This is a genomic window from Pseudomonas sp. B3(2017), assembly GCF_002113595.1.
GTDB lineage: Bacteria > Pseudomonadota > Gammaproteobacteria > Pseudomonadales > Pseudomonadaceae > Aquipseudomonas > Aquipseudomonas ekonensis.
Genome location: NZ_NEIU01000004.1, coordinates 219537 through 232233 on the forward strand (window position 1 = coordinate 219537; position 12697 = coordinate 232233).

The 12697-nt window shown below is 64.1% G+C and carries 11 protein-coding genes; 3 read left to right on the forward strand and 8 right to left on the reverse strand.

Features of this window, described 5'->3' with window-relative positions; genetic code table 11:
• Positions 1-10: 10 nt before the first annotated feature.
• Genes CAG33_RS08025 through CAG33_RS08045 form a run of 5 tightly spaced genes read right to left on the reverse strand, consistent with a single transcriptional unit; the run spans position 11 to position 4176 of the window.
• On the reverse strand, positions 11-283 hold the full coding sequence (locus CAG33_RS08025; protein WP_085580095.1) for a DUF2160 domain-containing protein: 273 nt from the start codon (positions 281-283) through the stop codon (positions 11-13).
• Positions 284-293: 10 nt separating this feature from the next.
• A complete protein-coding gene (locus tag CAG33_RS08030) occupies positions 294-1094 on the reverse strand; it encodes a carbohydrate ABC transporter permease (RefSeq protein ID WP_085579757.1) in 801 nt (266 codons plus the stop codon).
• 9 nt (positions 1095-1103) lie between these two features.
• Entirely contained in the window at positions 1104-1970 is an 867-nt protein-coding gene (locus tag CAG33_RS08035; protein ID WP_085579755.1) for a carbohydrate ABC transporter permease, read from the reverse strand.
• The gene (locus tag CAG33_RS08040) at positions 1967-3082 is read right to left on the reverse strand and encodes an ABC transporter ATP-binding protein (protein WP_085579753.1); all 1116 of its coding nucleotides are present in this window, start codon (positions 3080-3082) and stop codon (positions 1967-1969) included. Before CAG33_RS08040 ends, CAG33_RS08035 begins: the two co-directional genes overlap by 4 nt.
• Positions 3082-4176 (reverse strand): ABC transporter ATP-binding protein, encoded by a 1095-nt coding sequence (locus CAG33_RS08045; RefSeq protein ID WP_085630558.1) that lies wholly within the window; start codon positions 4174-4176, stop codon positions 3082-3084. The genes CAG33_RS08040 and CAG33_RS08045 overlap by 1 nt, the downstream gene beginning before the upstream one ends.
• A gap of 250 nt (positions 4177-4426) precedes the next feature.
• On the opposite strand from CAG33_RS08045, the gene CAG33_RS08050 reads away from it, so the two are divergent.
• Positions 4427-6259 (forward strand): sigma-54-dependent Fis family transcriptional regulator, encoded by a 1833-nt coding sequence (locus tag CAG33_RS08050; RefSeq protein ID WP_085637668.1) that lies wholly within the window; start codon positions 4427-4429, stop codon positions 6257-6259.
• A 201-nt stretch (positions 6260-6460) separates the two neighbouring features.
• Here the strand turns inward: CAG33_RS08050 and cysS are convergent, their stop codons facing one another.
• On the reverse strand, positions 6461-7843 hold the full coding sequence (gene cysS / locus CAG33_RS08055) for a cysteine--tRNA ligase (RefSeq protein ID WP_085579747.1): 1383 nt from the start codon (positions 7841-7843) through the stop codon (positions 6461-6463).
• An 18-nt stretch (positions 7844-7861) separates the two neighbouring features.
• Positions 7862-9559, reverse strand: a complete 1698-nt coding sequence (locus CAG33_RS08060; protein WP_085637670.1) for a glutamine--tRNA ligase/YqeY domain fusion protein — start codon at positions 9557-9559, stop codon at positions 7862-7864.
• Positions 9560-9812: 253 nt separating this feature from the next.
• On the opposite strand from CAG33_RS08060, the gene CAG33_RS08065 reads away from it, so the two are divergent.
• A complete protein-coding gene (locus tag CAG33_RS08065; protein ID WP_085579743.1) occupies positions 9813-10319 on the forward strand; it encodes a peptidylprolyl isomerase in 507 nt (168 codons plus the stop codon).
• On the forward strand, positions 10316-11068 hold the full coding sequence (gene lpxH / locus CAG33_RS08070) for a UDP-2,3-diacylglucosamine diphosphatase (RefSeq protein WP_085637673.1): 753 nt from the start codon (positions 10316-10318) through the stop codon (positions 11066-11068). The genes CAG33_RS08065 and lpxH overlap by 4 nt, the downstream gene beginning before the upstream one ends.
• Positions 11069-11120: 52 nt before the next feature.
• On the opposite strand, the gene CAG33_RS08075 is transcribed toward lpxH, so the two are convergent.
• On the reverse strand, positions 11121-12650 hold the full coding sequence (locus tag CAG33_RS08075) for a DHA2 family efflux MFS transporter permease subunit (RefSeq protein WP_085579739.1): 1530 nt from the start codon (positions 12648-12650) through the stop codon (positions 11121-11123).
• Positions 12651-12697: the final 47 nt, after the last annotated feature.

The following is a 12697-nucleotide window of genomic DNA, read 5'->3' on the forward strand; positions in this document are numbered from 1 at the left end:
AGCGATTCGGTCACCCCCAACGCATCACAGCCAACAGCCACACCACAGACAACGCAAACGCTATCCAGATGCTCCAACCGGTGACGCCGATCACCAGCAAATGCAGGTAGGCGCTGCCCAGAAGACCGATGAACAAGCGGTCGCCACGGGTGGTGGCGATCGGCAGGAAACCTTTGCGCACAACGCTTGGCGAACGCAGCTCCCAGGTGGTCATGGCCACCAGGATCAGGGCGATGACGCCAAAGAACGCCGCCGTCGGGATCGTCCAGCTCATCCATTCCATCATCGGTTCCTCATACCCGGCCCAGGGCAAAGCCCTTGGCCACGTGGTTGCGGACAAACCAGATCACCAGCATGCCCGGCAAAATGGTCAACACCCCCGCCGCCGCCAGCACGCCCCAGTCGATGCCCGACGCGGACACCGTGCGGGTCATCACCGCCGCGATGGGCTTGGCGTTCACCGACGTCAGCGTGCGCGCCAACAGCAGCTCGACCCAGGAAAACATGAAGCAGAAGAACGCCGTGACGCCGATGCCGGAGCCGATCAGCGGGATGAAGATCTTCACGAAGAACTTGGGGAAACTGTAGCCGTCGATGTAGGCGGTCTCGTCGATTTCCTTGGGCACCCCGGACATGAAGCCCTCCAGGATCCACACCGCCAGCGGCACGTTGAACAGGCAGTGGGCCAGCGCCACCGCGATGTGGGTGTCGAACAGGCCGATCGACGAATACAGCTGGAAGAACGGCAGCAGGAACACCGCCGGCGGCGCCATGCGGTTGGTCAGCAGCCAGAAGAACAGGTGCTTGTCGCCCAGGAACCGGTAGCGCGAGAACGCATAGGCCGCCGGCAGCGCCACGCTCAGGGAAATCACCGTGTTCAGGCTCACGTAGTACAGCGAGTTGAGGTAGCCGGTGTACCAGCTCGGGTCGGTGAAGATCACCTTGTAGTTGTGCCAGGTGAAGTCCTGGGGAAACACCGTCAGCCCGCCGAGGATCTCGGTGTTGCTCTTGAACGACATGTTCAGCAGCCAGTAGATCGGCACCAGCAGGAACAGGATGTACACCAGCAGCGGAATCAGCTTTCTCTTGCTCATGGCCGGGCCTCAGCGGTTGGCGTCGTTGTGGGTCATGGCGGTGTAGAACAGCCAGGACACCAGCAGGATGATCAGGAAGTACACCAGCGAGAACGCCGCCGCCGGCCCCAGATCGAATTGGCCGACGGCCATCTGGGTCAGCGTCTGGCTCAGGAACGTGGTGGCGTTGCCCGGCCCGCCGCCGGTGAGCACGAACGGCTCGGTGTAGATCATGAAACTGTCCATGAAGCGCAGCATCACCGCGATCAGCAGCACGCTTTTCAGCTTGGGCAACTGAATGTGGCGGAACACCGCCCAGGCCGAGGCCCGGTCGATCCGCGCCGCCTGGTAGTACACGTCGGGGATCGCCCGCAGGCCGGAGAAGCAAAGCAGCGCCACCAGCGACGTCCAGTGCCACACGTCCATCACCAGCACCGTGACCCAGGCGTCCATGGTGTTGGCCGCGTAGTTGTAGCTGATGCCCACAGCATTGAGGCCCGCCCCGAGCAGGCCGATGTCGGCGCGGCCGAAGATCTGCCAGATGGTGCCCACCACGTTCCACGGGATCAGCAGCGGGATCGCCAGCACGATCAGCACCACCGACGACCAGCGGCCCTTGGTCGGCATGGTCAGGGCGATGGCGATGCCCAGCGGGATCTCGATCACCAGCACGCAGGCCGAATAGATGAACTGGCGCAGCAGCGAGTCGTGCAGGCGCGGGTCGAGCAGCACCTGCCGGTACCAGTCGGCGCCGACGAAGTAGCGGCTGGACTGGTCGAAGATGTCCTGCACCGAATAGTTGACCACCGTCATCATCGGGATCACGGCGCTGAACGCCACCAGCAGGAACACCGGCAGCACCAGCCACCAGGCCTTGTTGTTCTGCACCTTGTTCATGGCAGCACCTCGCTGTCGTCGGTGGTGTCGAGCAGGAACTCGTCGGCGTACACCATCAGCCACTGGGCCGGAAAACTGATGTGCGCAATGCCCTGGGGCACCGGCTTGTCTTCGGCCAGGCGCACCTTGAGCGGCACGCCGTCGAGGTTGAGGGTGAGGATCTTGTAGGTGCCGAGGTCTTCGACGTGCACGACCTTGGCCTGCAGGGCGTCCTCGAACGGCTCGTCCCAGACATGGACGAACTCGGGGCGGATGCCGACCTTGAGGTTCTTCCATTGGCCGTGCTCGATGTGGCGCTGCAGGGCCTCGGACAACGGCAGGTGGGTCGAGGCGAACCCCACCCCGCCGGGCTGCGGCTGCACCTCGATCAGGTTCATCCCCGGGCTGCCGATGAAGTAGCCGACGAAGGTGTGGCTCGGCCGCTCGAACAGTTCCCGCGGCGTGCCGAACTGGACGATCTGGCCGCCGTACATCACCGCGATCTTGTCGGCGAAGGTCGAGGCCTCCAGCTGATCGTGGGTGACGTAGACCATGGTGATGTTGAACTGCTCGTGGATCTGCTTGAGCTTGCGCCGCAGTTTCCATTTCAGGTGCGGGTCGATCACCGTCAGCGGCTCGTCGAACAGGATCGCCGAGACATCGTCGCGCACCAGCCCGCGGCCCATGGAGACTTTCTGCTTTTCGTCGGCGGTGAGGTTGCGGGCCTTCTTGTTCAGCAGGCTCTGCAGGTCGAGGACGTCGGCGATCTCCTGCACCTTGCTGTGCACCTTCGCCTCCGCCAGCCCCTGGTTGCGCAGCGGGAACGCCAGGTTGTCGAACACCGTCATGGTGTCGTAGACCACCGGGAACTGGAACACCTGGGCGATGTTGCGCTGCTCCGGCGACAGGTCGTTGACCGCTTTGCCGTCGAACAGCACATGACCCTGCGACGGGCTGAGCAGGCCGGAAATGATGTTGAGCAAGGTGGACTTGCCGCAGCCCGACGGGCCGAGCAAGGCATACGCGCCGCCCTGCTCCCAGACGTGATCCATCTCGCGGATCGCGTAGTCCTCAGGCCCCGCCGGGGTGCGGGTGTAGCTGTGGGCCAGGTGCTGCAAGCGGATCTCGGCCATCAGGCGACCCTCGCGACGCGCCGGCCCGGTGCCTGCACCAGACGGCCCTGCGCATCGAACACGAACAGTTTATGGGTGGGGATGTAGATGCGGATCGGCGCGTCGACGTCGTACTCGTGGACGCCCGGCAGGTGCAGCACCAGCAGGAAATGCTCGTTGCGCACGTGCAGGAAGGTTTCCGAGCCGCTGATCTCCGCCACTTCGACGGTGACCGCCAGCTCCAGGTCGTCATCGTTGCTCGGCACCAGCGAGATGTGGCTGGGACGCACGCCGAAGCGGAATTCGCCCTCGCCCACCGGGCGCAGGTCGACGTTCAGCGGGAAGTGCACGAAGTTGGCGAAGCTCACCTCGTTGCCGGCGATCCGGCCCGGCATCAGGTTGATCGGCGGCTCGGAGAACAGCTCGGCGGCCAGCACGGTCTTGGGCTGCTGGTAGACCTCGGTCGAGACGCCGCTCTGGATCACCCGGCCCTCGTGAAGGATGGTGGTGGTGCCGCCCAGGGCCAGCGCCTCGTTGGGCTCGGTGGTGGCGTAGACGGCGATGGTGTGGCGGGCCTTGAACAGCTCGCGCATTTCCTGGCGCAGTTCCTCGCGCAGCTTGTAGTCGAGGTTGACCAGCGGTTCGTCGAACAGGATCAGCTCGGCGTCCTTGACCAGCGCCCGGGCCATGGCCGTGCGCTGCTGCTGGCCGCCGGACAGTTCCAGCGGATGGCGCTTGAGGAACTTCTCGATGCGCAGCATCTTCGCCGTCTCCAGCACCTTGCCCTGGATCACGTCGTCGGCGATCCCGGCCTGGCGCAGGGGCGAGGCGATGTTCTCGAACACCGTCATGGTCGGGTAATTGATGAACTGCTGATAGACCATCGATACGTTGCGCAACCGCACCGGGCGCTGGGTGACATCGACGCCGTTCATCAGGATGCGGCCGCTGTCGGGCTTGTCCAGCCCGGCCATCAGGCGCATCAGGCTGGTCTTGCCGGACAGCGTGCGCCCCAGCAGAACGTTGAAGGATCCGGGTTCGAAGGTCAGGCAGGCATCGTCGATCCAGGTCTGGCCCTCGACGGTGCGGCTGACATGCTCCAGGGTGAGTGACATGGCTCGGCCTTTTTATTGTTGGAGTCCTGTGGCGTGTGCAGCAGAGCGACATTCGTGCCAGAAATCCCAAGCCGTTGATTTGTCGCGAAAATCGCCGAAAGCGCCGACAAACCCTGTTCATTGCTGAACACATTTGAACACCTCGGCGATTGACAATGAACACAGGTGAACAACACTCTACCGAGGCTTTCGCCCGGTTCCGTGGGCCCCATAACAACAATAAGAACGCTGCATCCGGAGGCTGACCGCCATGGCCGCACCCGCCCCGCCGCTGTCCCATGACGCCATCGTCCAGACCTCCTGGTCCCGCTGCCGCGCCTACGGCCTGAGCCATCAGAGCGTCCCGGCGTTCGACCAGTTGCCCGCCGCCGGCATCGCCCGCCTGCTCGACAGCCACCACTCGCTGGTGCAGACCACCCACCAGGAAGTGCTGCCCTACTACGAGAACATCCTGAGCAACTCCAACTGCCTGATCATGCTCGCCGACAACCAGGGCCAGGTGCTGACGTCCTGGGGCACCCAGCGCTTCATCGAGCCGAACCTGGCCCGGGGTTTCCAGGCCGGCGCCAGCTGGATGGAGCGCTCCAGCGGCACCAACGCCATCGGCACGGCCCTGGCCTGCGAGCAGGCGGTGCACATCGAGCATGACGAGCATTTCCTCAAGGCCAACCGCTTCATGACCGGTTCGGCCGCGCCGATCTTCGACGCCGAACGCAAGGTGATCGCGGTGCTGGACGTCTCCAGCGACAGCTACCTGCCGCCCTCCCACACCCTGGGCATGGTCAAGATGATGAGCCAGACCGTGGAGAACCGGCTGATCCTCAACCTGTTCCGCGGCCAGCACTTCGAGCTGACCTTCAACACCGGGTTGAACAACCTCGACAGCCAGTGGGCCGGGCTTTTGGTCTTCGACGAAAGCGGCCAGGTGCTGTCGGCCAACCGCCGGGCCGACAACCTGCTGGGCCTGCGCCTGTCGCGGGTGAGCGTCGAAAGCCTGTTCCAGGTGTCGCTGCTGGAATTGATCAACCAGCCCGACGGCCTGCCGTTCGCGTTGCAGACCGCAGGGCGCAACCGCTTCCAGTGCCTGCTGAGGCGGCCGAAACAGGCGCTCGTCCAGCCCCGGGTGTTCGCCGAACCGAAGACGGCTGCGCCCGCCGCCGTCAGCCTGGGCACCCTGCACTTCGGCGACAGCCGCGTGGAAAAGGCCGTGCGCCAGGCCGAACGCCTGCTGGAGAAAGACATTCCGCTGCTGATCCACGGCGAGACCGGCGTCGGCAAGGAAGTCTTCGTCAAGGCCTTGCACCAGGCCAGCTCCCGCAGCAAACAGGCGTTCATCGCCGTCAACTGCGCGGCGATCCCCGCCGAACTGGTGGAGTCCGAACTGTTCGGCTACGAAAAGGGTGCATTCACCGGCGCCAACCAGAAAGGCAGCATCGGCCTGATCCGCAAGGCCGACAAAGGCACGCTGTTCCTCGACGAGATCGGCGACATGCCCCTGCCGACCCAGGCCCGCCTGCTGCGGGTGCTGCAGGAGCGTTGCGTGCAGCCGGTGGGCAGCGGCGAGCTGTTCCCGGTGGACTTGCGGATCATCTCCGCCACCAACCGCTCGTTGCGCGAACAGGTGCAGCTGGGGCGCTTTCGCGAAGACCTGTATTACCGCATCGGCGGCCTGACGCTGGAACTGCCGCCCTTGCGAGAGCGCAGCGATAAGGAGGCGCTGTTCAAACGGTTATGGGAACAGCATCGCGAACCCACGCAATGGGCGGGGTTGAGCCAGGAGGTGCTGGAATTGTTTGGCCGTCATCCGTGGCCCGGCAACCTGCGCCAGGTCAGCAGCGTGATGCAGGTGGCGCTGGCCATGGCCGAAGATCAACCGGTGCGACCCGAACACTTGCCGGATGATTTTTTTGTCGATCTGGAGATGGAGCCGGTGGAGACGATGGCGCCGTTGGGGATCGACCTGAACGATGCCGAAGCGCTGAACCGGGAGTTGCGGGCGGCCGGAGGGAACATTTCCCACTTGGCGCGGCGATTGGGGGTCAGCCGCAACACCCTGTACAAGCGGTTGCGCCAGGCTGAATGACGCACTAGACGGGCGGGCCTGATCGCTGGCAAGCCAGCTCCCACAGGGAATTGAGTCGTCCGCAAAACTGATGAACACCTGTGAAATCTGTGGGAGCTGGCTTGCCAGCGATAGCGTCAGCCCGGACGCCTCAGGATCCTGAGGCAGCAAAAAAACAAAACCCGCACAAGGCGGGTTTTGTTTTGCGGCAAGCAACGGCAATCAGTCAGCCAGACGCCAGGTCGTGCCGCCCTTGCCGTCTTCCAGCACCACGCCCATGGCGGTGAGCTGGTCGCGGATGCGGTCGGATTCGGCCCAGTCCTTGCCGGCCCGCGCCGCCAGGCGTGCAGCGATCAGCGCTTCGACCTCGGCCGCATCGACACGCCCTTCGGCGCCGGCCTGCAGGAAGTCGTCGGCCTCCAGCTGCAGCACGCCCAGCACGCTGGCCAGTTCCTTCAGGCGCGCCGCCAGACCGGCCGCCGCGTCGATGTCGCTTTCGCGCAGGCGGTTGATCTCGCGCACCATCTCGAACAGCACCGCACAGGCTTCCGGCGTGCCGAAGTCGTCGTTCATCACCGTGGTGAAACGCTCGACGAACGCCTCGCCACCGGCCGGCGCCACGGCCGGCAGGCCTTTCAACGCATGGTAGAAACGCTCCAGGGCGCCCTTGGCGTCCTTGAGGTTGTCTTCCGAATAGTTGATCGCGCTGCGGTAGTGGCTCGACACCAGCAAGTAACGCACGACTTCCGGGTGGTACTTGTCGAGCACGTCGCGGATGGTGAAGAAGTTGTTCAAGGACTTGGACATCTTCTCGCCATTGATGCGGATCATGCCGCAGTGCATCCACGCGTTGGCGTAGGTCTTGCCGGTGGCCGCCTCGCTCTGGGCGATCTCGTTCTCGTGGTGCGGGAACTCCAGGTCGCTGCCGCCGCCGTGGATGTCGAAGGTCTCGCCCAGGCAGCAGGTGGACATCACCGAGCACTCGATGTGCCAGCCCGGACGCCCGGCGCCCCACGGCGATTCCCAGCTCGGCTCGCCCGGCTTGGCCGCTTTCCACAGCACGAAGTCCAGCGGATCCTGCTTGGCCTCGTCGACCTCGATCCGCGCGCCGATGCGCAGGTCTTCGATCTTCTTGCGCGACAGCTTGCCGTAGCCCATGAACTTGCCGACGCGGTAGTACACGTCGCCGTTGCCCGGCGCGTAGGCGTAGCCCTTGTCGATCAGGGTCTGGATCATCGCGTGCATGCCCGGGATGTGGTCGGTGGCACGCGGTTCCATGTCCGGCTTGAGGATGTTCAGGCGCGCTTCGTCCTCGTGCATCGCCGCGATCATGCGCTCGGTCAGCGCTTCGAACGACTCGCCGTTCTCGTTGGCCCGGTTGATGATCTTGTCGTCGATGTCGGTGATGTTGCGCACATAGGTCAGGTCGTAGCCGCTGAACCGCAGCCAGCGGGTCACCAGGTCGAACGCGACCATGCTGCGGCCGTGGCCCAGGTGGCAGAAGTCGTACACGGTCATGCCGCACACGTACATGCGCACCTTGTTGCCGTCCAGCGGCTTGAAGGCTTCTTTGCTCTTGGTGAGCGTGTTGTAGATCGTAAGCACGTTAATTCCTTGACTGAATCACTGACCCCAGGAGTCGCGCAGGGTCACGGTACGGTTGAATACCGGTGCGCCCGGTTTCGAGTCCTTGATGTCTGCGACGAAGTAGCCTTCGCGCTCGAACTGGAAACGGTCTTCCGGCTGTGCGTTGCCGAGCGAAGGTTCGGCACGACAACCGGTGAGGACCTGCAGGGAGTCAGGGTTGATGTTGTCCAGGAAGCTGGCGCCGTCCTCGGCCTTCTCCGGGTTCGGAGAACGGAACAGGCGATCGTACAGGCGCACTTCGCACTCGACGCTGGCGGCCGCCGGCACCCAGTGGATCACGCCCTTGACCTTGCGGCCTTCAGGGTTCTTGCCCAGGGTGTCCGGGTCGTACGAGCAGCGCAGCTCGACGATGTTGCCGTCGGCGTCCTTGATGGCCTCGTCCGCACGGATCACGTAGCTGCCGCGCAGGCGCACTTCGCCGGCCGGCTCCAGGCGCTTGTAGCCCTTGGGCGGCTCTTCCATGAAGTCGTCGCGGTCGATGTAGATTTCCCGGGCGAACGGCAGGACGCGTACGCCCATGTCCTCTTTCGGGTGGCACGGCAGTTCGAGGTTCTCGACCTGGCTTTCCGGGTAATTGGTGATGACCACCTTCAGCGGACGCAGCACGCACATGGCGCGCGGCGCGCTCTGGTCGAGGTCGTCGCGGATGCTGAACTCAAGCATGCCGAAGTCCACCACGCCGTCGGAACGGTTGGTGCCGATCATTTCGCAGAAGTTGCGGATCGATTTCGGCGTGTAGCCACGGCGGCGGAAGCCCGACAGCGTGGACATGCGCGGATCGTCCCAGCCGTTGACGTGCTTCTCGTCGACCAGTTGCTTGAGCTTGCGCTTGCTGGTGATGGTGTAGTTCAGGTTCAGGCGACTGAACTCGTACTGGCGCGGGTGCGCCGGCACCGACAGGTTGTCGAGGAACCAGTCGTACAGCGGACGGTGGCCTTCGAACTCCAGGGTGCAGATCGAGTGGGTGATGCCTTCGATGGCGTCCGACTGACCGTGGGTGAAGTCGTAGTTGGGGTAGATGCACCACTTGTCGCCCGTCTGGTGGTGATGGGCGTGGCGGATGCGGTACAGGATCGGGTCGCGCAGGTTCATGTTCGGCGAGGCCATGTCGATCTTGGCGCGCAGCACGCGGGCGCCGTCCGGGAACTCGCCGGCGCGCATGCGGGCGAACCAGTCCAGGTTCTCTTCCACCGAACGGTCGCGGAACGGGCTGTCCTTGCCCGCCTCGGTCAGGCTGCCGCGGTATTCCTTGGCCTGCTCGGGCGTCAGGTCGCAGACGTAGGCCTTGCCGGCCTTGATCAGCTCGACGGCCCAGTCGTGCAGCTGGTCGAAGTACTGCGAGGCGTAGCGCACTTCGCCGGCCCATTCGAAGCCCAGCCATTTGACGTCGCTTTCGATGGCGTCGATGTATTCCTGGTCTTCCTTGGCCGGGTTGGTGTCGTCGAAACGCAGGTGGGTGACGCCGCCGAACTCCTGGGCCAGGCCGAAGTTCACGCAGATCGACTTGGCGTGGCCGATGTGCAGGTAGCCGTTGGGCTCAGGCGGGAAACGGGTGACGATCTGCGTGTGCTTGCCCGAGTCCAGATCCGCCTGGATGATCGGGCGCAGGAAATTGACCGGCACGGCTGGGCCGGTCTTGGCGTTCGAGGTCGGGTCGACGGTGGGCTTGCTCATAGGATCCTTGACGTACATGTGCGCGGCCGCCGTGAGGGGGCCAGACAAAACAAAGCCGCTATCATAGCCGATGCCGTCAAGGGGCTGACAGAGCAGGCCCCACAAAAGGAACGCATTTAATCGCGGACCGGTGAAAAACAGCCTCGAAATTCGCGCCCGTCACGCTAAACTGCGCACCTTGGCCGAAACCGGCTGAACCGGTTGCGGGGCCTGAGGCTCCAAGACCACGAATTCCTTATAAAGAGTACTGACCATGACTCAAGTCAAACTGACCACCAACCACGGTGACATCGTCATCGAACTGAACGCTGAAAAGGCCCCGATCACCGTGGCCAACTTCATCGAATACGTTAAGAAAGGTCACTACGAGAACGTCGTGTTCCACCGCGTCATCAAGGGCTTCATGATCCAGGGCGGCGGTTTCGAGCCGGGCATGTCGGAAAAGAAAGACAAGAGCCCGAGCATCCAGAACGAAGCCGACAACGGCCTGAAGAACGACAAGTACACCATCGCCATGGCCCGCACCATGGAGCCGCATTCGGCTTCGGCGCAGTTCTTCATCAACGCCTCCGACAACAGCTTCCTGAACCACACCGGCAAGACCGTTCAGGGCTGGGGCTACGCCGTGTTCGGCAAAGTGGTTGAAGGCACCGACGTGGTCGACAAGATCGAAGGCGTGTCCACCACCTCCAAGGCCGGCCACCAGGACGTGCCGAAAGACGACGTGATCATCGAGAAAGCCGAGATCATCGAAGCGTGATATTGCTGATTTCAGACTTGCATCTGGAAGAGGAGCGCCCGGACATCACCCGGGCGTTTCTGGATTTGCTCGCCGGACGCGCCCGCTCGGCGAGTGCGCTGTACATCCTGGGCGACTTTTTCGAGGCGTGGATCGGCGACGATGCCATGACCCCGTTCCAGCGTTCCATCTGCCGGGCCCTGCGCGAACTGAGCGACAGCGGCACCGCAATCTTTCTGATGCACGGCAACCGCGACTTCCTGCTCGGCCAGGCCTTCTGCAAAGAGGCCGGCTGCACGCTGCTGAAGGACCCGAGTGTCGTGCAACTCAACAGCGAACCCGTCCTGCTGATGCACGGCGACAGCCTATGCACCCGCGACGAAGCCTACATGAAGCTGCGCCGCTACCTGCGCAACCCCGTCACCCTGTTCATCCTGCGCCACCTGCCCTTGGGCACGCGGCACAAGCTGGCGCGCAAGCTGCGCAGCGAAAGCCGTGCGCAGACGCGGATGAAGGCCAACGACATCGTCGACGTCACGCCCGAGGAAATCCCGCGGATCATGGAGGAACACGGGGTGAAGACCCTGATCCACGGCCACACCCACCGGCCGGCCATCCACAAGCTCCAATTGGGCGACCAGGCGGCCAAGCGGATCGTGCTGGGGGACTGGGACCGCCAGGGCTGGGCATTGCAGGTGGACGACAACGGCTTTGCGCTGGCGCCGTTCGATTTCGCTCCGCCGCCGGCGTTGCCTTCTCCCGCGCCTTAATCCTGCGGCGCCTGCTGGCGATAGCGTCCGCAAGGACGCCAAAGCGCACACCTCAGTGGCCGCTGGCCTCCGGCCCCGCCTTGGCGGAGAACGGCGGCTTGGCCAGCCACACGATCAGGATCAGCGCCATGAACCCCCACCCCAGCAGCGTGAAATAGTCCACGGTGGAAAGCATGTAGGCCTGGCCGGTCAGCACATGGTCCAGTTGCGCATACGCCGGGTTGCCCGCCCCGCCCAGGTTGTTCAGCGCCTCCCGGGTGGCCGGCTCGTAGGTGCTGATGCTTTCGCTCATGTAGGCATGGTGCTGGTCGGCGCGGCGGATCCAGATCCAGGTGGTCAGCGACGCCGCGAAGCTGCCGCCCAGGGTACGCAGGAACGTCGCCAGCCCGGCGCCGTCGGCGATCTGGTGCGGCGGCAGGTCGGACATCAGGATGCTCAGGGTCGGCATGAAGAACAGCGCCACGCCGATGCCCATGAACAGCTGCACGAGGGCGACGTGCTGGAAGTCCACCTCGTTGGTGAACTCGGCGCGCATGAAGCAGCTCAGGCCGATCGCCAGGAACGCCAGCCCCGCCAACAGGCGCAGGTCGAACTTGTGCGCGTACTTGCCGACGAACGGCGACAGCACCACCGGCAAGATGCCGATCGGCGCCACCGCCAGCCCGGCCCAGGTGGCGGTGTAGCCCATCTGGGTCTGCAGCCACTGCGGCAGGATCAGGTTGATGCCGAAGAACCCGGCATAGCCCAACACCAGCACCAGCGTACCGATGCGAAAGTTGCGGTGCGAGAACAGGCGCAGGTTGACCACCGGGTGCCGGTCGGTCATTTCCCAGATCACGAACACCGCCAGCGCCACCACCGAGATCGCCGCGCCGATGATGATGAAGCTCGACTCGAACCAGTCCAGGTCATTGCCCTTGTCGAGGATCACCTGCAACGCGCCGACGCCGATGATCAATGAGATCAGCCCCACGTAATCCATCGGCTGACGGCTGGTGACCACCGGCCGCTTGGCCAGTTGCTGGCGCACCACCATCACCGCGAAGATCCCGATGGGCACGTTGATGAAGAAGATCCACGGCCAGCTGTAGCTATCGGTGATCCAGCCGCCGAGGATGGGGCCGGCGATCGGCGCCACCACCGTGACCATCGCCAGCAACGCCAGGGCCATGCCGCGCCTGGCCGGCGGGTAGACCGCGATCAGCAGGGTCTGGGTCATCGGGTACAGGGGACCGGCCACCAGCCCTTGCAGGACGCGAAAGCCGATCAGTTCCGGCATCGACGTGGAAATGCCGCACAGGAACGAGGCCAGCACGAACAGCATGGTCGCCCACAGGAACAGCTTCACCTCGCCGAAGCGCCGGCTCAGCCAGCCGGTGAGCGGCAGCGCGATGGCGTTGCTCACGGCAAACGAGGTGATCACCCAGGTGCCCTGCTCCGAACTCACGCCGAGGTTGCCGGAGATGGTCGGCAGCGCCACGTTGGCGATGGTGGTGTCAAGCACTTGCATGAAGGTCGCCAGCGACAGGCCGATGGTGCTTAGCACCAGGCTGGGCGGCGCAAAAGAGGCGTTATTGCTCATTGCGGATCCTTGGAGCCTGTTTGTAGGAGCAAGCGGGCGCGCGAGGG